21 protein-coding genes are annotated in these 24,487 nt (G+C 60.4%); all 21 read right to left on the reverse strand.

Features of this window, described 5'->3' with window-relative positions; genetic code table 11:
• Positions 1-8 precede the first annotated feature (8 nt).
• The gene (lpxC, locus tag AC2EBU_RS08525; RefSeq protein WP_484609927.1) at positions 9-932 is read right to left on the reverse strand and encodes a UDP-3-O-acyl-N-acetylglucosamine deacetylase; all 924 of its coding nucleotides are present in this window, start codon (positions 930-932) and stop codon (positions 9-11) included.
• A gap of 80 nt (positions 933-1,012) precedes the next feature.
• Positions 1,013-2,257, reverse strand: coding sequence for a cell division protein FtsZ (gene ftsZ / locus AC2EBU_RS08530; RefSeq protein ID WP_484609928.1), 1,245 nt, complete (start codon positions 2,255-2,257; stop codon positions 1,013-1,015).
• A gap of 140 nt (positions 2,258-2,397) precedes the next feature.
• A complete protein-coding gene (gene ftsA, locus AC2EBU_RS08535; RefSeq protein ID WP_484609929.1) occupies positions 2,398-3,627 on the reverse strand; it encodes a cell division protein FtsA in 1,230 nt (409 codons plus the stop codon).
• Between the two features lie 15 nt (positions 3,628-3,642).
• Complete coding sequence (locus AC2EBU_RS08540; protein ID WP_484609930.1) at positions 3,643-4,458, reverse strand: cell division protein FtsQ/DivIB; 816 nt, start codon at positions 4,456-4,458, stop codon at positions 3,643-3,645.
• A complete protein-coding gene (locus AC2EBU_RS08545; protein ID WP_484609931.1) occupies positions 4,455-5,429 on the reverse strand; it encodes a D-alanine--D-alanine ligase in 975 nt (324 codons plus the stop codon). The genes AC2EBU_RS08540 and AC2EBU_RS08545 overlap by 4 nt, the downstream gene beginning before the upstream one ends.
• Positions 5,429-6,859 (reverse strand): UDP-N-acetylmuramate--L-alanine ligase, encoded by a 1,431-nt coding sequence (murC, locus tag AC2EBU_RS08550; RefSeq protein ID WP_484609932.1) that lies wholly within the window; start codon positions 6,857-6,859, stop codon positions 5,429-5,431. Before murC ends, AC2EBU_RS08545 begins: the two co-directional genes overlap by 1 nt.
• Positions 6,856-7,920 (reverse strand): undecaprenyldiphospho-muramoylpentapeptide beta-N-acetylglucosaminyltransferase, encoded by a 1,065-nt coding sequence (gene murG, locus AC2EBU_RS08555; RefSeq protein ID WP_484609933.1) that lies wholly within the window; start codon positions 7,918-7,920, stop codon positions 6,856-6,858. Before murG ends, murC begins: the two co-directional genes overlap by 4 nt.
• Entirely contained in the window at positions 7,917-9,176 is a 1,260-nt protein-coding gene (gene ftsW, locus AC2EBU_RS08560) for a putative lipid II flippase FtsW (RefSeq protein ID WP_484609934.1), read from the reverse strand. Before ftsW ends, murG begins: the two co-directional genes overlap by 4 nt.
• The gene (gene murD / locus AC2EBU_RS08565) at positions 9,173-10,687 is read right to left on the reverse strand and encodes a UDP-N-acetylmuramoyl-L-alanine--D-glutamate ligase (protein ID WP_484609935.1); all 1,515 of its coding nucleotides are present in this window, start codon (positions 10,685-10,687) and stop codon (positions 9,173-9,175) included. The genes ftsW and murD overlap by 4 nt, the downstream gene beginning before the upstream one ends.
• Entirely contained in the window at positions 10,684-11,862 is a 1,179-nt protein-coding gene (gene mraY / locus AC2EBU_RS08570) for a phospho-N-acetylmuramoyl-pentapeptide-transferase (RefSeq protein ID WP_484609936.1), read from the reverse strand. The genes murD and mraY overlap by 4 nt, the downstream gene beginning before the upstream one ends.
• The gene (locus AC2EBU_RS08575) at positions 11,852-13,285 is read right to left on the reverse strand and encodes a UDP-N-acetylmuramoyl-tripeptide--D-alanyl-D-alanine ligase (protein WP_484609937.1); all 1,434 of its coding nucleotides are present in this window, start codon (positions 13,283-13,285) and stop codon (positions 11,852-11,854) included. The genes mraY and AC2EBU_RS08575 overlap by 11 nt, the downstream gene beginning before the upstream one ends.
• Positions 13,278-14,789, reverse strand: a complete 1,512-nt coding sequence (locus AC2EBU_RS08580) for a UDP-N-acetylmuramoyl-L-alanyl-D-glutamate--2,6-diaminopimelate ligase (RefSeq protein WP_484609938.1) — start codon at positions 14,787-14,789, stop codon at positions 13,278-13,280. The genes AC2EBU_RS08575 and AC2EBU_RS08580 overlap by 8 nt, the downstream gene beginning before the upstream one ends.
• Positions 14,789-16,522, reverse strand: coding sequence for a peptidoglycan D,D-transpeptidase FtsI family protein (locus tag AC2EBU_RS08585; protein ID WP_484609939.1), 1,734 nt, complete (start codon positions 16,520-16,522; stop codon positions 14,789-14,791). Before AC2EBU_RS08585 ends, AC2EBU_RS08580 begins: the two co-directional genes overlap by 1 nt.
• On the reverse strand, positions 16,519-16,797 hold the full coding sequence (gene ftsL, locus AC2EBU_RS08590; RefSeq protein WP_484609940.1) for a cell division protein FtsL: 279 nt from the start codon (positions 16,795-16,797) through the stop codon (positions 16,519-16,521). Before ftsL ends, AC2EBU_RS08585 begins: the two co-directional genes overlap by 4 nt.
• Complete coding sequence (gene rsmH, locus AC2EBU_RS08595) at positions 16,794-17,720, reverse strand: 16S rRNA (cytosine(1402)-N(4))-methyltransferase RsmH (RefSeq protein WP_484609941.1); 927 nt, start codon at positions 17,718-17,720, stop codon at positions 16,794-16,796. Before rsmH ends, ftsL begins: the two co-directional genes overlap by 4 nt.
• Positions 17,721-17,729: 9 nt before the next feature.
• Positions 17,730-18,158 carry a division/cell wall cluster transcriptional repressor MraZ gene (gene mraZ, locus AC2EBU_RS08600; RefSeq protein ID WP_484610148.1) on the reverse strand — a complete coding sequence of 143 codons (429 nt, stop codon included), beginning with the start codon at positions 18,156-18,158 and terminating at the stop codon, positions 17,730-17,732.
• Between the two features lie 268 nt (positions 18,159-18,426).
• Complete coding sequence (gene hslU / locus AC2EBU_RS08605) at positions 18,427-19,758, reverse strand: ATP-dependent protease ATPase subunit HslU (RefSeq protein ID WP_484609942.1); 1,332 nt, start codon at positions 19,756-19,758, stop codon at positions 18,427-18,429.
• Positions 19,759-19,770: 12 nt separating this feature from the next.
• The gene (gene hslV / locus AC2EBU_RS08610) at positions 19,771-20,319 is read right to left on the reverse strand and encodes an ATP-dependent protease subunit HslV (RefSeq protein ID WP_484609943.1); all 549 of its coding nucleotides are present in this window, start codon (positions 20,317-20,319) and stop codon (positions 19,771-19,773) included.
• A 65-nt stretch (positions 20,320-20,384) separates the two neighbouring features.
• Complete coding sequence (locus AC2EBU_RS08615; protein WP_484609944.1) at positions 20,385-22,148, reverse strand: STAS domain-containing protein; 1,764 nt, start codon at positions 22,146-22,148, stop codon at positions 20,385-20,387.
• A gap of 41 nt (positions 22,149-22,189) precedes the next feature.
• A complete protein-coding gene (gene dksA / locus AC2EBU_RS08620) occupies positions 22,190-23,005 on the reverse strand; it encodes an RNA polymerase-binding protein DksA (protein WP_484610149.1) in 816 nt (271 codons plus the stop codon).
• A gap of 294 nt (positions 23,006-23,299) precedes the next feature.
• On the reverse strand, positions 23,300-24,352 hold the full coding sequence (locus AC2EBU_RS08625) for a CobW family GTP-binding protein (RefSeq protein ID WP_484609945.1): 1,053 nt from the start codon (positions 24,350-24,352) through the stop codon (positions 23,300-23,302).
• Positions 24,353-24,487: the final 135 nt, after the last annotated feature.

Consider the following 24,487-nt stretch of genomic DNA (forward strand, 5'->3'; position numbering starts at 1 on the left):
GCGAGACCTTACCAGGCCGGAGCCAGACCGAGAAACCCCGCCGGCGCCAGGCGTTCATCGTCGAAGGTGGCGATTTCCCACGCCTCCGGCTGGGCGAGCAACTGCCGCAGGAGGCGGTTGTTGAGCGCATGTCCCGATCGGAATGCACTGTAGGCGGCAAGCAGAGGCTTTCCGATCAGATAGAGATCTCCCATGGCATCGAGGATCTTGTGCTTTACAAACTCGTCGTCATAACGGAGACCTTCCGCATTGAGGACCTTGTAGTCATCCATCACGATCGCGTTGTCCAGTCCGCCGCCCAAAGCGAGCCCATTGGCCCGCATGGTCTCGACGTCGCGGGTGAACCCGAAGGTCCGGGCACGGGCAATGTCCCGTGCATACGATTGTTCGCCAAGGTCGAACACAACTTTCTGACCTGTTGCATCGACCGCCGGGTGCTGGAAATCGATCTCGAACTGGAGCCGGTAGCCGTGGTGCGGATCAAGTCGCGCCCACTTTGCGGCCGAGCCCAAGCCCTCGCTCACCTCGATAGGTCTGAGGACCCGGATGAAACGCCGCGGTGCATTCTGACGAACAATCCCTGCGCTCTGGAGCAGAAAAACGAACGACGCGGCTGAGCCATCCAGGATAGGCACTTCCTCCGCCGTAATGTCAACGTACAGGTTGTCCAGTGAAAGACCAGCACAGGCCGACATCAGGTGTTCGACCGTGTGGACCCGTGTATCGCCACTGGATATGGTCGATGCGAGGCGGGTGTCGGTGACGGCCAGCGCCGTCACCGGAATGTCGACCGGTTCCGGCAGATCAACACGCCGAAAAACAATCCCCGTGTCCACCGGTGCCGGACGCAGTGTCAGTTCCACACGCTGCCCACTGTGGAGCCCGACGCCCACGGCGCGGGTGATCGATTTGATGGTGCGTTGACTCAGCATCGCGGGATTTTAGTTTTTTTGGTCAACGACCACCTCGCCCGAGCGCATTCCAAAGCGCCCGGGGTTCGGGATTGCCGGGGTCAGTCCGCCTGTTTGCGCAGGAAGGCAGGAATGTCGAGGTCATCCATTCCGCTGGACGCCAGGGCATCGACCCGGGCCGCCGCCTGGGTTCGATTGGTACGCCAGACGCTAGGAACAGCCATGGTTCCGTAGTCCGGCCCGGCACCCACGGTCGCGGCGCCCGGTCCGCCAACTGCAGCATTGACCACCGGCACATTCATTGGCATGCCGGTCGTACCATCGCGGAGCCCCGAACGATCCTGGGCCGTTTCCTTGATCACCGTCAGCGGCTGCCGACGCGAGCCGGGCCGGGCCAGTCCTGTTGCGACTACCGTGACCCGGATACTGTCACCCAAGCTGTCGTCGTATGCCGCGCCATAGATGACGTGTGCGTCGGCGGATGCGTAGGCCCGGATGGTGTTCATCGCCTGCTTGGATTCGCTGAGCTTGAGCGATCCGCGGGCAGCGGTAACCAGAACAAGCACACCCCGTGCACCCGACAGATCAACCCCTTCGAGCAGAGGGCAGGCCACCGCCTGCTCGGCCGCGATCCGCGCCCGATCGGGTCCATTGGCGGAGGCCGTGCCCATCATGGCTTTGCCCGGTTCACCCATGACGGTACGAACATCTTCGAAGTCGACGTTGACGTGGCCGTATTCGTTGATGATTTCCGCAATGCCACCCACCGCGTTTTTCAGAACATCGTTGGCGTGCGCAAAGGCCTCGTCCTGCGTAATGTCATCCCCCAGAACTTCCAGCAACTTCTCGTTGAGCACAACGATCAGGGAGTCGACATTCGCTTCAAGCTCCGCCAATCCCTGGTCGGCATTGGTCATCCGACGCCCACCCTCCCAGTCGAACGGTTTGGTGACGACGCCGACCGTGAGAATCCCCATCTCTTTGGCAACACGCGCAATGACCGGCGCGGCGCCGGTACCCGTACCGCCACCCATGCCAGCGGTGATGAAAAGCATGTGGGCCCCGTCAATGGCAGCGCGAATATCCGCTACCGCCACTTCGGCTGCATCGCGCCCCTTCTCCGGTTTGCTGCCTGCCCCCAAGCCGCTGTTTCCCAGTTGGATAGTGCGGTGGGCAGCGCTGCGGGCAAGCGCCTGCGCATCGGTATTGGCACAGATGAACTCGACGCCCTGAACGCTGCGGCCGATCATGTGCTCGACCGCGTTGCCGCCGCCGCCGCCAACCCCGATTACCTTGATCTGGGTTCCTTGGTTGAATTCCTCGATTTCAATCATTTCGATGGGCATCGTTTTCTCCTGTCAATAAAGGGGTGGGGTCTGGATTTCGATAGGTGGTGGTGTGTTGCCGGCGACATCGCCAGGGTGGTCCGGTACCAATCGCCCGGCGACCGGATCCGGCCCTCGCCGGGGCTGCTGTGGTGTCCATGTCAGAAGTTCCCCACGATGAAGTCTTTGAACCGGCCAAAAGCGGTTTTCACGGAACCGTTCTTCTGCGCCACCTTGTAGCCCCGCACACGAGCCAGCCGAGCCTCTTCAAGCAACCCCATTACGGTCGCCGCCCGGGGCTGGGCAACCATGTCGGCCAAGGCGTTGGAGTACTTCGGCAAGCCGCGCCGAACCGGCTTCAAAAAAATGTCTTCGCCGAGCTCGACCATTCCGGGCATCACCGCGCTCCCGCCGGTCAGCACAATCCCCGACGAGAGAACTTCTTCATAGCCGGATTCACGGATCACCTGCAACACCAGAGCAAAAATCTCCTCGACCCTCGGCTCAATGACACCAGCGAGCGCCTGCTTGTTGAGCAGTCGCGGCGCCCGGTCCCCGAGACCGGGGACCTCCACCTGCTCGTTGGGGTCCGCCAACGCCTGTTTCGCATAACCGGCTTCGACCTTGATTTCCTCGGCATCCTTGGTCGGCGTTCGCAAGGCCATGGCAATGTCACTGGTAATGAGGTCGCCGGCTATCGGAATGACAGCTGTATGCCGAATCGCGCCGCCACTGAATATCGCGATGTCGGTTGTACCGGCCCCGATGTCAACACAGACAACGCCCAACTCCCGCTCGTCTTCGGTCAGCACCGAATGGCTGGACGCCAGTGGATTGAGCATGAGTTGGTCCACATCAAGTCCGCAGCGACGAACACATTTGATGATGTTCTCGGCCGCACTCTGGGCGCCCGTCACGATATGGACCTTGGCCTCCAGGCGGATACCACTCATCCCGATCGGTTCCTTGACGTCCTGGCCATCGATCACGAACTCCTGCGGCTCCACTAACAAAAGGCGCTGGTCGGTCGAAATGTTGATGGCTTTGGCAGTTTCAACCACCCGATAGACATCCGCCGCCGTGACCTCTTTATCCTTGACCGCGACCATTCCGCTGGAGTTGATCCCCCGAATATGGCTACCGGTTATGCCGGTATAGACGCGGGTAATCTTGCAGTCGGCCATCAACTCGGCCTCCTTGAGTGCCTGTTGAATGCTTTGCACCGTGGCATCAATGTTCACGACAACACCCCGTTTGAGACCATTGCCCGGCGCGACACCCAAGCCCGCCAACTTGAGTTCGCCTCCCGGCAAGACCTCCCCGACCACCGCCATGACCTTGGCGGTGCCGATGTCCAGGCCAACGACCAAGTCCTTGTAGTCTTTCGCCATATACGTCTTTCTTTCTTATCGCTGTTGTGTCCTGGCCGCTGCGGACGGCGTCGGGGCCGCTGCGGTGTCCACCCTGCCAACACCGCGGATACGCAGCGCATAACCATCGGCATATCGAAGGTCAACCGTCTCCACATCGGAAACGGACCGTCCGTAGCGGGATGTCACCGATTCGATGGTCCGTACAAAGCGCTCTATCCGCGCGCGAACCTCGGTGAGCTCGCCACGACCCAACTCCATCGATGCACCTTCAACCATTTGCACTCGCCAGCCACCACGAGCCGTAAGCTCAAGCGACTCGACATCCCAGTCGATCTTCGAGAACACCGGTGCAAGAACCTTGTGCATCTCGAAGACCCGAACTGCCTGACTCTCAGGTCCGATGAACCGAACCAATGCCGCGACATCGACATCGCCTGCATTGGCCTCGAAGACTTCGCCATGGGTATTGACCATGCGGTTTTCGCCCTCTTCGCCCCACAACGCAACCGGGACATGTTCTTCAAGCCGAACTCGAAGGCGGTTGGGAAACTCGCGTTGCACTACTGCCCGTCGAACCCAGGGGACCTGCTCGAACGACGCGCGGGCCGACTGCAAATCCATCGTGACGAAATTTCCCGAAAGTCGCGGCACGGCATTGGCTCTCAGTGAGAGCGCATTTACCTTTGCCATCCCACTTTCAATGGTGATTCCAGCCACAGCACCCGCCGGGCTTCGCAAGACTTCTCGCACCAATCCCACCACGAATGCGACTGCGACACCGACAAAAAGTATGGCGGCGCAGAGGTTCATCAGGCGGACGTCCAAGGGAATCATGCGGCGCTCGTTCACACCCTTGCCTCCCTGATTCGAGCGGAATCAAGCGCCGCACGCTCCAACAGGTGAACACACAATGCGGAGTAGCTCATACCTGCCGCTCGGGCCGACATTGGCACAAGGGAATGCGAGGTCATGCCGGGACTGGTGTTCATTTCCAGCAAAAACGGCTTGCGGTCGCTGGCTCGAATCATCAAATCAGCACGCCCCCAGCCTCTGCACCCCAGCGACCGATAGGCCTGGACCACCATTTTCTGGATTTCGGTTTCCTCAGCGGCTGGCAACCCACTGGGAACCAGGTAATGGGTATCGTCGGAAAAGTACTTGTGCTGGTAGTCGTAAGCACCATCCGGCGCCACAATGCGAATGACCGGCAGGGCGCGTGATGAAGCACCCTCGCCGACCACCGGACAAGTGACCTCATCCCCGTCTATGAACTCTTCGCAGAGCACAACCGGGTCCATCCGCGAGGCCAAGGCAACCGCATCGGCCATTTCCGAGTAGCGAACAACCTTGGTCACACCAATGGAAGACCCCTCATGGGGCGGCTTCACGATCAAGGGAAACCCCAACTCATCCGGAACCCGCATGACACGCTCGCGCGTCTGCTCTCCCGGTACCAGCGCAACATAGCGGGGGGTTGCGAGTCCTTCAGCGAGCCAGAGTCGCTTGGTCATGACCTTGTCCATCGCGATCGCCGACGCCATAACCCCCGAACCGGTATACGGAATCCCGAGCAACTCGAGAGCCCCCTGGACCGTTCCATCCTCTCCGTGGCGACCGTGAAGTGCGATGAACACCCGGTCAAATCTCTCCCGCTTCAGGTCAGCCAGATCGCGATCCGCCGGATCGAAGGAATAGGCTTCAACCCCTTCCTGTCGAAGCGCATTTAAAACCCCCCCGCCGGACATAAGCGAAACCTCACGTTCCGCGGAGTCCCCGCCCATCAAGACCGCGACCTTACCCAGTTGCGTTGCGTTTCGCATCACCCTGCTTCTCCCGTTTGAGTTACATCCGCAGCGCACCCCAGCATTTCGACAATCCTGGCCGGCACTGACCCGATGGAACCGGCACCCATACAGAGGACCACATCGCCCGCACGCGCAGTGGTGACGACCACCCCGGGCAGATCATCTATTCGGTCAACGAAAACGGGCTCGACTTTGCCGGCGACTCTCAAGGCCCTGGCCAGAGTGCGACCATCGGCTGCGACAATCGGCGACTCCCCAGCCGCATAGACCTCCGACAGCAAAACAAGGTCCGCGGCTCCCAATACCTTCACGAAGTCCTCGAAACAATCACGGGTGCGGGTGTAGCGATGCGGCTGAAACGCCAGCACGATGCGCCGTCCGGGAAACGCCCCACGCGCGGCGGCCAAGGTCGCCGCCATCTCGACGGGGTGATGGCCATAGTCGTCTATCAATGTCCAGTGCCCTCCCTGGACCGGGTGATCGCCGTACCGCTGAAAGCGCCTGCCGACCCCCTTGAATTCGGCCAGCGCTCGCACGACGGCAGTGTCAGGAACGCTGAGCTCCGCCGCAATCGCGATTGCGGCCAATGCATTCAGCACATTGTGCTCGCCCGCCAGATTGAGCACGACGTCAAGGTCGGGAAGGGTCACTCCGTTGCGCCGTTGGGCAGTGAACCGCATGGCTCCGCCATCGGCGCGCACGTTGACCGCACGCACCTGGGCATCGTCGCTGAAACCGTACGTGGTGATCGGACACGAAACGTCGGGCATGATCTGCCGGATGACCGGATCGTCCACGCATAACACCGCAGCGCCATAGAAGGGCATTCGGTGCAGGAAATCGACAAAGGCACGCTTCAGCCGAGAAAAGTCATGACCATAGGTTTCCATATGGTCCTGATCGATATTCGTCACCACCGCCATCACCGGCAGCAGGTTCAGGAACGAAGCATCAGACTCATCGGCCTCAACGACGATGTAGTCACCGCTACCCAATCGGGCGTTCGCTCCGGCGCTGTTCAAGCGCCCCCCAATGACAAAAGTCGGGTCCAGACCTGCTTCGGCCAGGACACTGGCGACAAGACTGGTGGTCGTGGTCTTGCCATGGGTTCCGGCGATGGCAATCCCCTGTTTCAGGCGCATGAGTTCCGCCAGCATCACAGCACGGGGAACAATGGGAATCTGCTTGCGGCGAGCGGCCACGACTTCTGGGTTTTCGGCCTGCACTGCCGTTGACGTGACCACCGCATCGGCACCTTCGACGTTGCCCTCGGCGTGACCCACATAGGTTCGAATTCCCAGATTCTGCAGCCTTTGCAAGGTTGGACTGTCAGACAGGTCCGACCCCGTGACCCGATAGCCCAAATTGTGCAAAACCTCGGCGATTCCGCTCATTCCGGAGCCACCAATACCCACAAAATGAAGTTGTCTGACCGCATGCTTCATTGCACCAACTCCTCACATGCCGCGACCATCTCGTCGCAAGCGTCCAGCTTTCTTTTCGTCCACGCAGCCTGAGCCTTTGCCCGCAAATCGTCACGGCTCAGCGCCTGCAGCGTCGCGGCCAGTCTGTCCGGTGTCAGATCACTTTGCTGCTCCAGCCATGCTGCGCCGCCTTCGCTGAGAAAACGGGCATTCGCTGTTTGGTGGTCATCGACCGCAAACGGAAATGGCACAAACAGGGCCGCCGCGCCAACGGCTGCGATCTCGGTGACCGTGCTGGCGCCGGCCCGGCAGACAATCAGATCAGCCTTCGCGAAGGCCGACGCCATGTCATCAATGAATGGCACCAGTTCGGCCTCTACCCCCGCTGCCTCATAACTCGAGCGCAAGTTCTCGATCTGCTTGCTCCCACTTTGGTGAACAACGATCGGTCGCTCCTGGGCAGGGATCAACGCCAGTGCGGCGGGCACCAGATCGTTCAAGGCCTTGGCACCGAGACTGCCACCGACAACCAACAAGCGCAGCGGCCCGGAACGCCCGTCAAAGCGCGCCGAAGGCATGCCCTGCTTGTGAAAGTCTTCCCGCAGAGGATTGCCAACCCACCGCGCTTTGGGCAGTACACCGGGAAAGGCGGAAAAGACTTTGTCGGCGATACCCGAAAGAACCCGATTGCTCAGCCCCGCGATAGCGTTCTGCTCATGAAGCAGCAAAGGCTTTCCGAGTAAAACACCCATCATCGCACCCGGAAAAGTCACGTAACCGCCCATGCCGATCAAAATGTCTGGACGAACCCTTCTGATGATCCGGACGCTTTCAAAGAAGGCCCGCAACAGTCGAAACGGGAGCAGTAGAAAGCTGGTTCCTCCCTTGCCCCGCACGCCTGACATCTCGATCGTCTCCAGCGGGAATCCCTTTGCTGGAACAATGCGGGCCTCCATGCTTTCGGCATTGCCCAGCCAGTGGACCCGCCATCCCCGCTGCCGCAGCATTTCCGCGACAGCCAAGCCGGGGAATATATGGCCACCCGTCCCGCCCGCCATCATGAGTGCGCAGGGTTTTCTCATGCCCGCCCACCACGCATCAATTGCCGGTTCTCCGCATCCACACGCAGAACCACCGAGATCGCAATCAGATTCATGAGCACGGCTGATCCGCCGTAGCTCATGAACGGAAGGGTCAGCCCTTTGGTTGGCAGGGCCCCGAGATTCACGCCCATGTTGATGAACGCCTGAAAGCCAATCCAGATGCCAACGCCCTGCGCAACCAGACCGGAGAACACCCGTTCCAGCGCGACCGCCTGCCGGCCGATGTGCATGATCCGTCGGGTCAACCAAAAGAAGGAAACAAGCACCGCCAGAAGACCGACCAAGCCGAACTCCTCACCGATTACGGCAAGCAGAAAATCAGTATGCGCTTCTGGCAGCCAATGCAGTTTCTCGACACTTCCTCCCAACCCGACCCCGAAAACTTCACCGCGGCCGATAGCGATCAGAGAATGGGATAGCTGGTAGCCCTTTCCAAGGGAGTGCTTCTCGCTCCACGGATCAAGGTAAGCAAATATTCGCTCCCTCCGCCATTCGGAAAGGGCGATCATGAGAGCGAAGGCAATAACCAGTACTGCGGCGATGAGGAAGAACATCCGCGCGTTGACACCACCCAGGAAAAGTATTCCCATCGCGATGACCGCAATCACAAGGAAGGCTCCCATATCGGGTTCGGCAAGCAAGAGCAATCCGACGATGGCGACCGCTGCCGCCATGGGAAGTACTGCACGAAAAAAGCGCTCCTTGACCGCCATGCGGCGCACCATGTATCCGGATGCGTAAAGAAGGACGGCGAACTTGGCCATTTCGGATGGCTGGAAGCCCATGAATCCCAGCGAGATCCAGCGCCGGGCGCCATTCACCACGACGCCGATGCCCGGGATGAGCACCAGGATGAGCAATACGATCGATCCGACGAAGAGCCAAGGGGATACACCCTCCCATGTCCGCAGCGGAATTTGAAAAACCAGCAATGCAGCAACAAACGCGACGGCCAGAGAGATCAGGTGACGTACAAGAAAATGGGTCGATGAGTACCGAGCGAAGCGTGGGCTATCGGGCAAAGCGATCGATGCCGAATACACCATGATGACGCCTGCAACCAGAAGTCCGACAACAACCCAGACCAGTGCCTGGTCGATACCCGGGGCATGGGTCATCTCGTCGCCAAAACGGGGAGGCTGGGCTGCGCCACTGGCACGAGAGAAACGTTTCATACCGGCCGAATCTTGCAAACGCAGACCCAACGCAGAGAAATTGGAAGCCCATTGAGTCATGGCACTGACCCCTGCGCTTGCCCTTCATCCAAGGCAATCGCCCTGACTTCATTGAGAAAAACGTTCGCTCGGTGCTCGTAGTTTCGGAACATGTCCAGGCTCGCGCAGGCCGGAGACAAAAGAACAGCATCACCCGGTTGCGCCGCTCGCCGAGCAGCCCGAACCGCCTCTTCCAGGGATGGATGCTGATTGAGCGAAACACCAGTCGGTTGAAGCGTGCGTTCGATGACGGCTGCGTCACGCCCGATCAGATGAACACTGCGCGCGAACCGGGACACTGGACCCACCAGTGGCGAGAAGTCTTGACCTTTACCATCTCCACCGAGGATGACAACAAGCTTGCGATCACCACCCAGCCCGATGAGGGCTGCGACGGTCGCGCCGACATTGGTCCCTTTGCTGTCATCAAAGAACTCGACTCCGTCAATCAGGCCAATCGGCTCCACACGGTGGGGCTCACCACGGTATTCGCGAAGTCCATGCAACAACATCGCGAGGGGGCAGCCCGCCGAAGTCGCGAGTGCCAGTGCCGCCAGAGCATTGCCTGCATTGTGTCGCCCGCGAATTCGCAAGGCATCGACGGGCATCAGTCGCTGTATGTGCACGGGCGCCTCGCCCCCCCCCCCTCGCCGCCTCACCGGCTCTTCCCCCGCTACGGCACGGCAAAGCCAGGTCATGCCGTTTACGCTTTCGAGCCCCCAATCTCCCACCGCCGACGGAGTATCGAGGCCAAAACTGCTCCAACTCCTTACCGGCCGCCCTTTCGAAGCGGTTGGTTTCATGGCCCAAACCCGGGAATCATCCCGGTTGAGAATCATCAGCCCATTGGCACCGAATATCTTGGCCTTCGCGGCTGCATAGTCCTCCATATCGCTGTGCCAATCCAGATGGTCTTCGGATACGTTTAGCAACACTGCCGCCGAGGGTTCGAAGCTTCGCGCATAAGCAAGTTGAAAACTCGACAACTCCAGCACCCAGACTTCGGGAAGGTCGCCGCTATCGAGTTTCCGGGCTAGGGTATCGAGCAATGTTGGCCCGATGTTCCCCGCCACGGCCACCGACAGACCCGCCCGTTCGATCAACTGCCCTGTCAACGACGTGACGGTCGTTTTCCCGTTGGTTCCGGTAACCGCCAGGACAGCCGGGCGATACGCACGCTCTGCGTACAGTTGCGCAAGGGCATCACCGAACAAATCCAGTTCACCGCTGAGAACAATTCCCTCGCTTCGTGCCGCGGCAGCCAGTGGGGCAAGAGCCGCCGGCGAGAGACCAGGGCTGCGCAGTATCAGATCAAAAGGCCCATGACGCAGGAGCCCCTCATCAAGTGCTCCGCCCACCCTTTCAACTGTCGGCAACTCGGACTCGAGTGTCGCGAACCCAGGTGCATCCACACGCGAATCGGCCACCACAACCGAGGCGCCCTGTCGACAACACCAGCGGGCCATGGCGAGGCCGGAGGCCCCCGACCCCAGTACGAGAACATGACGGTCTTTCAGAGTCATCGTGCTCATCGAAGTTTCAAGGTCGACAGACCGGCCAGGCACAACAACATGGTCACGATCCAGAACCGAACCACGACTTGAGTCTCTTTCCAACCACTCTTTTCGAAGTGGTGGTGTAGCGGCGCCATCTTCAGCAGGCGTCTGCCTTGACCATGCTTCCGTTTGGTGTACTTGAACCAGGTAACCTGAAGCATCACAGAGACGGCCTCTGCGACAAAAATGCCTCCCATGATGGCCAGGACGATCTCCTGGCGAACGATCACCGCAACCGTTCCGAGCGCAGCGCCCAAAGAAAGCGCACCGACATCGCCCATGAAGACCTGTGCCGGATGGGTGTTGAACCACAGGAAGGCCAATCCGGCACCGGCCATGGCAGTGCAGAAGATCAAGAGTTCGCCAGAACCCGGAATGTGGGGAAGAAAGAGGTATCGGGAAAAAACAGCGTTGCCCGTGACATAGGCGAAAACACCCAAGGCGGAACCCACCATGACGACCGGCATGATGGCCAGGCCATCCAGCCCGTCGGTCAGGTTCACCGCGTTGCTTGATCCGACGATCACCAGGTAGGTGAGGATCACGAAGCCGAACACACCAAGTGGATAGCTGATTTCCTTGAAAAATGGCACCAGCAGTCCCGCCTTCGGGGGCAAATCAACTGAAAAGCCTGACCTGACCCAGTTCAGGAACAACTCCACAACTCGGGAGTTTGAGCTTTCCGAGATGCTGAAAACCAGGTAAAGAGCCGCCAGCAAGCCGATCGCGGATTGCCAAAAGTATTTCTCGCCGGAGCGCATCCCTTCTGGGTCCTTGTTGACGACCTTTCGCCAGTCATCGACCCAGCCGATCGCGCCGAACCCCAAGGTTACAAGCAAGACGATCCAAACGAACCGATTGGACAGATCGGCCCACAGCAGGGTCGACGCTGTGATCGACAACAGGATGAGAACGCCCCCCATTGTTGGGGTTCCTGACTTGCTCAGATGGGTTTCCATCGCATACCCGCGAATGGGTTGACCGATCTTCAGTTCCCGCAAACGACGAATGACCATGGGTCCGGCAAAGAGCCCGATCAGCAAGGCCGTTACCGCGCCCATGACCGCCCGAAAAGTCAGATACTGAAATACCCTGAAAAAGCCGAACTCAGGAGAAATGCTCTGCAACCATTGGGCAAGGTTAAGCAACACAGGCAACCCCTTTCTCGCACTGCCCCTGAACCCAAGTTCGGGCCAGTTCGACAGCCCTCTCCATCTTCATGAAGCGCGACCCCTTGACCAGCACACTGCGAGCCGATGGAAGCGCCTCCGTCAGGGCGTGTTGGAATTCGTCCCATGAACGGAAATGAGTCGCCTGAGGACATTCCTTGGCGACTTCGGCGGACAGACTGCCCAAAGTCAGCACCCGGTCGACTCCACACTGAGCGGCGTAGCGGCCAATTTCCGCATGCATCGCGGCCCCTTCGACACCCACCTCGCCCATATCGCCCAGCACCAGGAGACGTGGACCGGGGAAACTGCACAACAAATCAACCGCAGCAAGCACCGAATCGGGGTTCGCGTTGTAGGTGTCATCCACCAGGGTCCACTCGACGCCGGCGACAAGCCAGGCCGCCGCCATGGAGCGGCCCTTGACAGGAACAAACCGGTTGAGGCCGATTTCAATTTCCGCCAGAGGCACTCCGGCCGATACGGCACAGGCTACAGCGGCCAGCGCGTTGCGAACGTTGTGCAGACCAGCAATAGCCAATCGGAGATTCACCACCCCTTCGGGCGCATCCACCGACAATTTCCATGTACCGCGCTCCCAGATCGGCGGCTCCGACAGACAGACGTCGGCATTGGGCGCATGCCCTCGATCCAACGCAAACGTGCACATACGACGCCCGGCGACCATTTCACGCCAAAGCCGGGTGAAGCCGTCATCTGCGGGGAAAACAGCTACACCGTTCGCGCCCAATGCATCAAAAACACTGCCGTTCTCTCGCGCCACAGCTTCGACGGAATGCATGTATTCCTGATGTTCGCGCTGGGCATTGTTGACGAGGGCGACCGTAGGCGAGGCCATGTTTGCAAGGCAGGCAATCTCACCTGGATGGTTCATTCCCAACTCTACGACGGCCACCTCATGACTTTGCCGCAGGTTCATCAACGTCAGCGGGACTCCAATATCGTTGTTCAGGTTTCCCTGCGTCACCAATGCCTGGTCCGCTTTCCATGCCCGCAAGATGGCACCGATCATCTGGGTAACCGTCGTTTTGCCGTTGCTGCCAGTCACCGCAATCAGCGGAATCGCAAACTGGTCCCGCCACCGAGTCGCCATCTGTCCCAATGAAATACGTGCGTCATCTACCAACAAACCGGACAGCCCCGATTCGATCAATCGAACACGTTCCAGACGACTGCACAGGGCGGCACTGGCTCCGGCGGCCTTTGCCTGTACGAGGAACTCGGATCCATCAAATCGATCCCCTTTCAATGCGACGAAAAGGTCGCCAGGTCGCAGGTTTCGGGAGTCAGTTGATACCCTGGACCAGCGGACCGATCCTTCGCCGACAAGTTCGCTTCCTGGGAGCCAGTCCCGCACCGTCATCAGATCGCAGTTGTCATTCATTCTGAAACCTGTCCTGGATTGAAGCGCGAGAGCGGGACTTCAGAGCTATACGCGCATGCGCTCTGTCGGAGAACGGAACGCGCAAACCGCACGACTCCTGGTAAGTCTCGTGGCCTTTTCCCGCAAGAAGAATCACATCCTGCTTGTCTGCCGCGTTGATGGTTTGCGCAATCGCCCGGGCTCGGTCAAGTTCCACGACCACCGATTCAGGACCAGAGAATCCTGCTCGAATGGCGTTCACAATCGCCATGGGATCTTCGGACCTCGGGTTGTCACTGGTAATAACGACGCGATCAGCCCCAGCCTCGGCGACCGCGCCCATGATCGGCCGCTTGATCGGGTCGCGGTCACCACCACAACCGAATACGCACCACAGGCGTCCGCCGCGAAGCGTCGCAATGGACCTTGCGGTGGCGAGGGACTTGTCCAAAGCGTCCGGCGTGTGCGCGTAATCGACCAGCACGGTCGGAGAAAGCGCTGCGTCGACCACTTCCATCCGGCCCGGTACGGGTGGAAGGCTGGAACACGCCTCGGCCGCCTCAAAAAGTGAGTGGCCCTGAGACCTCATCGCAGCAATCACCGCCATCAGATTGCTGACGTTGAAAGTCCCAAACGCTTTGGAGATCACTCGTGTGCGTTCGACACCCTCCTGAACCGAGAAAGTGACGCCGGAAGGCAGCAAGCGAATATCGACCGCCACAAGACGGGCGTCACAAGCGTCAACGCCATAGGTCCACAGATCAAGCCCGCGGTCGGTAGCGAGACGACACAACTCGCGCCCTTTGGGATCATCCAGATTGATAACCGCGGCGCCAAGATCAGGCCACTCGAAAAGCGCCCGCTTCGCGGACCAGTAGGCTTCCATCGTGCCGTGGTAGTCGAGGTGGTCCTGAGTGAAATTGGTAAACACACCAACCTGAATCGCGCTTCCCGCCAGGCGCTCTTCGGCTATCCCGATCGAGGAAGCTTCGATGGCACATCGCGTACATCCCCGGTCAACGAAATCGCGAAAGCTTTCCTGAAGGACGACAGGGTCAGGAGTGGTCAGGCCGGTTGATGACAACTGGCCTGCACGCCCAATACCCAAGGTGCCAACGACGCCGCAGGCACCCGCCACACCCGCGACCCGGTCGAATGCGTGCGCCAACCACCAGGTTGTCGACGTTTTTCCATTGGTTCCGGTCACTGCGATCACTTTCAAGGACCGCGACGGATGTTCATGGAAAGCCGCAGCAATCCGGCCCGACGCCGCCTTCAACGAAGGAATGGCGGCAATCCGCGCATCCTCCAGGTCGAACGCTTCTACTCCGTCTTGCTCAATCAGACAGGCTGCAGCCCCATCGGCCAAAGCCCGCAAGACAAAGGCCCGCGAATCGGTAGTTCCTCCTGGCCATGCGAGAAATCCATCGCCTGGTCGAATCCTTCGGCTGTCGGTGAGCAGACGTTCAACCCCAAGGCTGCGCAGCCATTGGGCAGCATCGTCGGCAGAGAGATGCTTGAGCATCAGAACGACTCCTCGACGGAACGCGCAACGATCTGCGGCTTGACAGCCATGTCAGGCTGAACGCCGAGCAGACGGAGGGTATGCTGGACAGTTTCACTGAAAACCGGCGCAGCCACATCGCCACCGTAGAACTTCCCGTTGCTAGGCTCATCGATCATCACGGCGACGACAATCCGAGGGTTCTCAATCGGGGCCATGCCGACAAAGAAGCCGCGGTATTTCTTCGCGGCGTAGCCCTTTCCTTCCTGTTTTCGCGCCGTACCGGTTTTTCCGCCAACCGAATAGCCAATGGTTTGTGCTTTCTGTGCCGTGCCTCCAGGCCCGGCCGCCATGTGCAGCATCTTGCGTGTAGCTGCGGCCTCCTGGGCGCTGATCACGCGCAAACCCGCAACAGGATCGGCCTGCCGGAGCAGCGAAACCGGCATCAGTTCGCCATCCCGCGCGAAAACACTGTACGCCCTGGCAAGCTGGAACAGACTGGCCGATAGTCCGTAGCCGTAACTCATCGTTGCCTGCTCGATGGGACGCCAGGTCTTGTAGGGACGCAGTCGGCCGCCGACAGCCCCCGGGAACGGTACCTGAGGCTTTTGGCCGAAACCGACCTGACTGTAAAACTCCCACATGTCGCGTGGCGCCATCTGCATCGCGATCTTGACCGTGCCAACATTGCTCGACTTCTGAATGATCTCGTTGACCGTTAGAACTCCCTGGGGATGGGCATCGGTAATTGTTGCTCCGCCAAGGGTCAAACGACCTGGTGCTGTCTGAATCAGGGTCTCGGGTCGAACCAGCCCTTTCTGCAGGGCCAGCGCAACAACGAAAGGCTTCATCGTCGACCCAGGCTCGAAGGTGTCGGTAAGGGCCCGATTGCGCAACTGTTCACCAGTCAGGTTCTGTCGACGCCCGGGCTGATAGCTGGGGAAATTGGCCAAAGCCAGAACTTCACCGGAGGCAACGTCCAGCACCACCACACTCCCCGCCTTGGCCCCGTGGGTCTGAACAGCATCGCGCAACTTTTGCCACGCAAAAAACTGGGTCTTGCTGTCAATGCTGAGCACAATGTCCCGTCCGTCCAGGGGCGGTACGTCATCACCCACCGACTCGACCACCCGCCCCAAACGATCCTTGATCACGCGCCGGCTACCCGCACGTCCGGAAAGCTCCCGATCGAACGCCTTTTCAATCCCGTCGATCCCTTTTCCCTCGACATCGGTAAACCCCACAACATGGGCCGCAAATTCGCCCTCAGGATACTGGCGCCGGTACTCGCTTCGCTGGTGGATACCTTTGATTCCCAGCGCATCAATCTGCTTTGCGGTGGACTCGTCGACCTGACGCTTGATCCAGACAAACGACTTGTCTTCATCTTGCAGTTTTCGAACCAGATCCTCTTCGGACATTTCAAGCAACGAGGCCAGCTTGCGCAGGCTGGGCTTGTCGGCATCCACGTCCTCCGGGATGGCCCAGATGCTGCGGGCAGGAACATTCGAGGCAAGGATCAAACCGTTGCGGTCCAGAATCCGTCCGCGGCTCGCCGGCATTTCCAAGGTACGAGCGAAACGCACTTGCCCCTGCTTCTGGAAGAAGTCGTTTCCGATCACCTGGATGTAAGCGGCGCGCCCGGCCAGAACGCCAAATCCCAAGGCAAGACAGGCCACAACGAATTTGCTCCTCCAGACAGGCGTCGGACTGGCCAGCAGGGGGCTGGAGGTGTAGCTGACCCCGCGATTCACTGCTTCCCCCCGGCAGGGGCCGCCACATATTGGGTCACGGCCGGCGAGGCGTGGCGCATTGCCAGTTGCTGGCGGGCCAGCCCCTCAACCCGCTGGGGCGTGGCCTGTGCCCTACGCTCCACTTGCAGTTGTTCTTGCTTGGTCTGCAAACGAGCACCCTCAGCTCTTGCGCGCTCCAGTTCCGATATCAGGCGCCGGGACTGGTACTGAACCTGAACAAGGTAAAGGGCGCTGGCAATGACCGCCAAAAGCAAGACGACGTTCACCCGGGTCATGTGACTGCCCCCGTGGCTGCCGTACGCGAGGCCACCCGCATGATCGCACTGCGGGCGCGAGGGTTCGCAGCGCGCTCATTGTCGCCAGGGCGAACCCGACCCAAAGCCTCCAAAAGCAGGGGCAAAGGAGGCGCAAATGGCGCCCGCCGGTCAAAAGTGCTGGTCGAATGACGGGCAATGAACTGCTTCACCATTCGGTCTTCAAGCGAGTGAAAACTGATGACGACCAGACGTCCACCCGATCGCAGCACCGTCAGACATGCTTCTAACGCCTGTTGCAATTCCTCAAGCTCGGCGTTGATGAAAATCCGAAGAGCCTGAAATGTGCGCGTTGCAGGGTTCTGGCCCGGCTCGCGGGTTTTGACCGCGCCAGCCACGAGTTGGGCCAATTCGGCGGTGGTTGAAACAGGGCCCCGCTCCTGTCGGCGAGCAACAATCGCCTTTGCAATCGGAAAAGCAAACCGTTCTTCGCCATAGTCACGTATCACCTCCGCGATCTCTCGGATGTCGGCTTCTGCAAGCCATTCGGACACACTGATGCCCCGCGTCGGGTCCATCCGCATATCCAAAGGGCCGTCGAAGCGAAAAGAAAAACCCCGTTCGGGGCTGTCAATCTGGGGAGAACTGACACCCAGGTCCATCAGAACCCCCGCCGCCGCTCCTGGCGGAAGTTCAGCAATCTGTTTGAATCCGTCGTGCCGAATCGAGAACCGCGGATCGACGATCTCGGCAGCTGCCATCACCGCCTGGGGGTCCTTGTCGAATGCCAGCACTCGTCCCCCCGGGGCCAGCGTCTCCAGTATTCGCCGGGAATGCCCCCCACGCCCGAACGTCGCATCGACATACAGGCCTTCACGGTCCCAGACCAGGGCCTCAACGGCCTCGTCCAGCAACACGGTGGTATGGGCGGAATCGCTATGCACGTCTGCCTCTCAGAACGCCAGGTCCCGGAAGGCAGCAGGCATCTCCCGCTTCATGGCTTCCGCCTCCTGGGCGTCATAGCTTGCCTTGTCCCAGAGTTCGAAGTGATCACCCATCCCCAACAACATCACATCGCGGGAAATGCCTGCTGCCGCTCGCAACTCCGGGGAAACCAAGACCCGCCCCGTTGCATCCATTTCCACATCACTGGCGTGGCCCAGGAAGACCCTTTTCCACCACTGCGCATCCATCGGCACTGCAGCGATGCGCTCCCGAAACTGGACCCATCCGGGACGAGGGAAAACCATCAGGCAGCCATGGGGGTGTTTGGTGATGGTCAACTGCCCCCCAGCGCAAGCCATCAACAGGTCGCGGTGACGCGTCGGGACCGACAAACGCCCCTTTCCGTCCAAACTCAACGACGACCCGCCTTGAAACACCGCAGAGAACCCTCTTGTTTCGATGAAATGACCCACCAAGGGCACAATTCACCACATTCCACCACTTTTTTGCACTGTAGCAGGAAATACTCCGCCTGCAAGCACGCCTGCAACACTTTTTTTCAATGAAATCAAGTACTTAGCCCATTCAGGCGGGTCGCGAAGCGAGAAAACTCGTTCTAAAGCAAGTACTTAGAGGGCACTATGAAAGTAACGAATGAAACAGCGCGGGCAACGGGCCCTCGCCCGGTGCCCGCGAGCTTTCCGATCAAAGTACGTATCGGGATTGGTCTTCATCCAGGGAAAGCGCCCCCAGTCGATGATCGACATAGTCGGCATCCACGCGAATCACTTCTCCCTGACGGGCGCAAGCATCGAAGCTGACCTCTTCGAGCAGTCGCTCCATGACTGTCGCCAGTCGGCGGGCACCAATGTTTTCCGTGCGATTGTTGACCTCGAAGGCAACCCGCGCAAGCCGGTTGACGCCCTCAGGCATGAACTCCAGCGCCACCCCTTCCGTCGCGAGCAAAGCCTGATACTGGCGGACCAGAGACGCCTGGGTATTGACAAGAATCGCCTCGAAGTCCTGGACGGTCAAAGACTGCAGTTCAACGCGGATCGGGAAACGCCCCTGAAGTTCCGGTATCAGATCGCTCGGGCGACTGAGGTGAAATGCGCCGGACGCGATGAAAAGAATGTGGTCCGTACGAATCATGCCGTAACGGGTAGACACGGTGGTTCCCTCGACCAAGGGGAGCAGGTCACGCTGAACACCCTGACGGGAAACATCGGCACCGGCGGTATCCTGTCGCGCGGCAACCTTGTCGATCTCATCGATGAAAACAATGCCATTTTGCTCGGCGCTGTGCAGCGCCTCGGTCCGGATATCGTCCTCATTGACCAGTTTGCCAGCCTCCTCGTCCACAAGCAGCTTGAACGCCTCCGAGACCCCCATTCGGCGGCTCTTGCGCCTCTGGTTGCCCGCCTGGCTGAACAAGGTCCGCAGCTGCTCGGCCATTTCCTCCATGGCGGGTGGCGCCATGATGTCAACGGAAGTTCGTGCCTCCGCGACCTCGATTTCGATCTCCCGGTCGTCCAACAGGCCCTCCCGGAGCTTCTTGCGGAAAACCTGGCGGGCACCGCTTTCAGCGGTTGGGGTCGCATCGGCCGATGGCCCATGGCGCGGCGGTGGAAGCAGGACGTCCAACAGGCGTTCTTCGGCGGCATCTTCGGCGCGCGTGCGCATCTTGCGCATTTCACGTGCCCGGGTCTGTGTGACAGCAATTTCGACCAGGTCCCGGATGATGGTATCGACGTCTTTTCCCACATAGCCCACTTCCGTGAACTTGGTTGCTTCGACCTTTACAAACGGCGCATCAGCCAGCCGCGCGAGGCGGCGGGCGATTTCGGTCTTGCCGACACCCGTCGGACCAATCATCAGAATGTTCTTCGGCGTGATTTCCGGACGCAGTGCGGGCTCGACCATTTGACGGCGCCACCGATTGCGCAAAGCGATCGCAACCGCGCGCTTGGCCGCGTCCTGTCCGACGATGTGACGGTCCAGCTCGGAGACGATTTCGCGGGGAGTCATGGCTGACATGCGGGTTTCCGTTCAGTCCAGGGTTTCAATGGTGTGGTGTTGATTCGTGTAGATGCAGATGTCACCGGCGATCGTCAACGCGGTGGCAACCATGTCGCGCGCGCTCAGCTCCGAATGAACGACAAGCGCCCGCGCCGCCGCCTGGGCAAAGGCACCACCCGACCCGATCGCGACGATGCCGTGTTCCGGCTCCAGCACATCACCGTTGCCGGTGATGACCAGGCTGGTTTCCCGATCCGCCACGGCCAGCATCGCCTCCAGGCGCCGCAGGACGCGATCCGTTCGCCAATCTCTTGTCAGCTCAACCGCGGCACGGGTCAGATGGCCCTGGTGTTTCTCCAGTTTGGCTTCGAATCGCTCGAACAGGGTGAACGCATCAGCGGTTGCGCCGGCGAAACCGGCCAGAACCTTGCCGTGATAGATCCGGCGAACCTTGCGCGCCGACCCTTTGATGATCACGGAGCCCAAAGTCACCTGGCCATCGCCGCCCATTGCAACCTGCCAGCCTTGTGCGGTGTGGCGTCGAATGCTGACAATCGTCGTTCCGTGGTAGGAGTCCATAGGAATTTAGGGAGTAGGAGAGACACGCGGGCACAAGATGTGGCCTGCGGCGGGTGTCAGCCCGGTCAATCACGCCGAAGGGAAATGGCCGCGTGTTCGCTGATGCCGATCACATTGAAAAACAAAGCCACCAGCCGGTGCACATCGACAAAACGGACATGCCGCCCTTGGGCGTGATGAGCAGTCACCCAGTTGAGCATATCTCCCGCCGCCAGAAAGTCGACACGAATCAGGCCGGCGCAACTGATCTGAACACCCCCTGCTCCAGCAACCCCATTGTCCAGACGGGCCAGCTTCGAGCCGATATCACCCTGAATGTCCCCACTCAGTTCCAACGTGGGCAAGGCCGACATCATCGAATCCATTGACGTAGCGCGGAAGTCCGTTCCCTGGGCATCAAAACTGGAGACTCCGGCGTCAAGCAGTGCGAAGCTGCCTTTGCCCTGCTGCGGTTGCGCCGGCGCAGAGACTTCGGCCTGATTGACCCGTGCCAGGGGCTCATCCCAGGACGGCGGTGAAACTTCGTATGTCACGCAGTAGTTCAGCGCCGTCAGCTCGAAATCATCCATCCGCCGCATCAGGCGCAAGAACGCCATTCGCAGGTGCCACCAATCGACCGGCACGGAGGGGTCGGAGGGCGGGGTACAAGCCTCCAGCACACGGTCCAGCACTTCGACGCCAAGGAGCTGCAGGTCACCCCGGGCGCTTGCCCAAGACTGGAACAGTTTTTCCAGGGTACGCGCAGCGTCCGGATCAATCGTCGACAACCGCGACCAATCGAGCCGCCATGGGCGCTCCGCCTTGGCCAGTGAATCCTGCAGAAGCTGGAGGCCCTTGGCGTTGAGCAACGGGGCACAAGACCAGTGGGCATTTTTCTGAACAGCCACTGGCGCTGCGGCGGGGGACGCTTCCGGCGATCCGTAGCGTTGTGGCATCGAGAACCATTGCGGAGCCGAGCGCTGGAAGCGGCCGACGAACTCCATGGACGCCTGGTCATACTGGTTTTGCATGCCCGCTGCGCGGTACAGGTCAAACAGGGTCAGCCAGGTCTCTTCATGCATTTCCCGGGCGGCACCTGCGCGCAGCAACTCCATCAGCCCCGCTTCCGCCGCCAATGGGTCGCCGTTGGCGAATCGAATGGCCGCCTCTTCCAGTTCCGGGTCGTGGACAAATTCCCCCACCTCGATCAGGCCTGCTGCCGTTGTGTGGAAACCACTTTGCTCGGACGACGACCTCGGCAATTCCTTGTTCGCCGGAGGCTGGGCCGCCACAGCGGGCCTTTGCGGCACCAGCGGCGAGCGCACCGTGTCGTCCAGCGGGGTGAGGTTCGAGATCAGCGGCGGCGACGCCATCGCCGCATCCCGGTGACCGATCAATGACGGGGGCCGACTTGCTGATGAGGAACCGGTCGGCTGAGGCCCGGCGCTCTCCGGTGAAAGCGTACTGGTCACGCTCTGGATCGTGGAATCCCGGTTCTTGGTTTTCCACCAGTGCATGGACATCTGCGCTTCGATCTCGTCGATCTTCTTCAGCGTCTGGGCCCGTTCGTCGGGGCGCGAGGGCAAGCTGCTCTGGAAGAACGACGGCCGCGCGGCCGCCGGCTGATTGGTCGCCAGTTCACGCCGGCGCAGCTTGCGCAGCATCTCGAATTCACGCTTGCGCACGAAATCGTTGCGCTTCTTGCGCTCAATGAGCTCCTTGAGCATCTGTTTGCTGTGCTGACTGTCCCGATCAGTCTCCGGCTGATCAAGATCAGCCCAGCTGGTCGCCGGGTTCCGAACGAACCGGGCAACCTTGGAAAGCAGACCTCCGCTGTCGTCTTTGGCCATTCGATTAGTGTCGCATGAACCGGAGCGTCAGTAAAAGCGGATCAGTCGCCGAACATTTTTTGTTTCAACTCGCGCCGCTGCTGTGCTTCGAGTGACAGCGTTGCCGTCGGACGCGCAAGCAGACGACCGACGCCAATGGGCTCTCCGGTTTCGTCACAGTAGCCATAATCCCCGGAGTCGATACGGGAAATGGATTGCTCGATCTTCTTGAGCAGCTTGCGTTCACGGTCGCGGGTGCGCAGCTCCAGTGCGTGCTCTTCCTCGATGGTCGCCCGGTCCGCGGGATCGGGAACCACCACCGTGTCTTCACGCAGATGCTCGGTGGTTTCACCCGCGTTGTTCAGGATGTCCTGCTTCAGTTGAGACAGTTTGAGCCGGAAAAACGCCAGTTGCAGATCGCTCATGTACTCGGCGTCGGGCATGGCGAGCACTTCGGCGTCACTCAGCTGGTCAGCCGTCTTGGACTTCCAGTTGTTGAGCAGGGCGGGGTCCTTGCGGGGAGCGGTGAAGATAGGCGTCGGATGGGCGATGGAGGGCATGGCAGGGGAATAACTCGCTTTGGCCGCGGTCGATGCGACCGCCGGTGCCGGTGCCGGCGTTGCCGCAGGCGCTGATTTACGGGATGAGGCGCGTACCGCCGGAGCGGCAACGGGTGCCGGCGCCGGCAGCGGCGCAGTCAATGCCTTGGCGGGCGCCGCTGCGGGCTTTTTCTTCGCAACAGCCGCTGGCGCAGCCGCCACAGGCATTACGGGCACCGGGGCGACCTTGACGGAAGCCTTGGTCGCCTTGGCCGGCGCAGCAAGGGGGGGCGTAGGCGCCTGGGCGGGCGCGCGCACCGGCGCAACACCGCGGGTCACCGGCGGTGCCGTTTTTTTCGTTGGGACCGTTGGGGTTTTCACGGACTGTCTCCTCAACACACGGTCATTCGCAGAACCCTCCCCGGCGTCGGCGACCGCGGGCGTTGTGCGCGTCGTGGCCCCTTTTCCGGGTCGGGATGAGCCCTTCTTGCCGCGAGGCGAGGGCTTGGCGTCCGAATTGGCCGGCTCGGCCGATTCGGCGCGCGATTGTATCGGCTTGCCCAGCGCCATGCCCATGAGTTGCAGAATCGAGACAAACATCGGTTTTCGTTGGCTTCGGTTGCGGCGAAATGCTCAGGCCAGACTCTGGTCCAGCCCCTGCACCAGAATGTCGCGGGGCAGATCAATTCCTATGAAGACCATTTTGCTCACCCGGGCCTCACCAGAACCCCACTGGGGACCCAGGTCGCTGCCCATCAATTGGTGTACGCCCTGGAAAATGACTTTGCGATCGGTCCCTTTCATCGACAGGACCCCCTTGTAGCGCAACATCCGCGGCCCGTAGACATTGACGATGGCACCGAGAAAATCTTCCAGCTTGGCCGGGTCGAACGGCCGCTCGGAGCGGTAGACGAAGCTCTTGACGTCGTCCTCATGGTGGTGGTGGTGACCATGTGCATGCTGGTGCGAAGGATGGTCGCACGCTTCATCATGGACGTGATCGTGACCGTGGTCATGCGCGCCATGCTCGTCGTCAAGAAAGTCCGGGGCGATGTCGAGCTTGGCATTGAGGTTGAACCCCCGCAGGTCCAACACCTCCGACAAGGCCACCGAACCAAAATGAACCACTTTCTGCGGCGCGCGCGGGTTCATGTGCCGCAGCCGATGCTGCAAAGCGTCCAGGGCCTCGGCGGGCACCAGGTCAGCTTTGCTGATGAACAGCTGGTCCGCGAACCCGACCTGCCGGCGGGCCTCCTGGCGATCGTTGAGCTGGCCGGCGGCGTGTTTGGCGTCAACCAGAGTCAGGATGGAGTCGAGCAGGTAGCTCTCGGCGACCTCATCGTCCATGAAAAATGTCTGTGCCACCGGCCCCGGGTCTGCCAGGCCCGTGGTCTCGATGATGACCCGGTCGAACACCAGTTCACCCTTGCGCCGCTGCGCGGCCAGCCGCTGCAAGGTGTTGCGCAGATCATCGCGGATGGTGCAGCAGATACAGCCGTTGCTCATCTGGATGATTTGCTCCTGCGTATCGGCCACCAGGATTTCGTTGTCGATGTTTTCTTCGCCGAATTCGTTTTCAATGACGGCGATCTTCTGTCCATGGGCTTCGGACAGGATCCGCTTGAGCAACGTGGTTTTGCCGGATCCGAGAAATCCGGTCAGGATGGTGGCGGGAATCAGGCTCATGGTGTTCGTGGTACGGGCAATCGGGGGGCGGCGGCAGACGCCGGGCGCTCAGATGCGGGAGTGTAGCGGCCAAACCAAGGCCCCATGGGCGAAAAAGGCGGGATAACGAACCGCTTTCGAGACCCCGATCAGTTC

The organism is Curvibacter sp. T50, assembly GCF_057219955.1.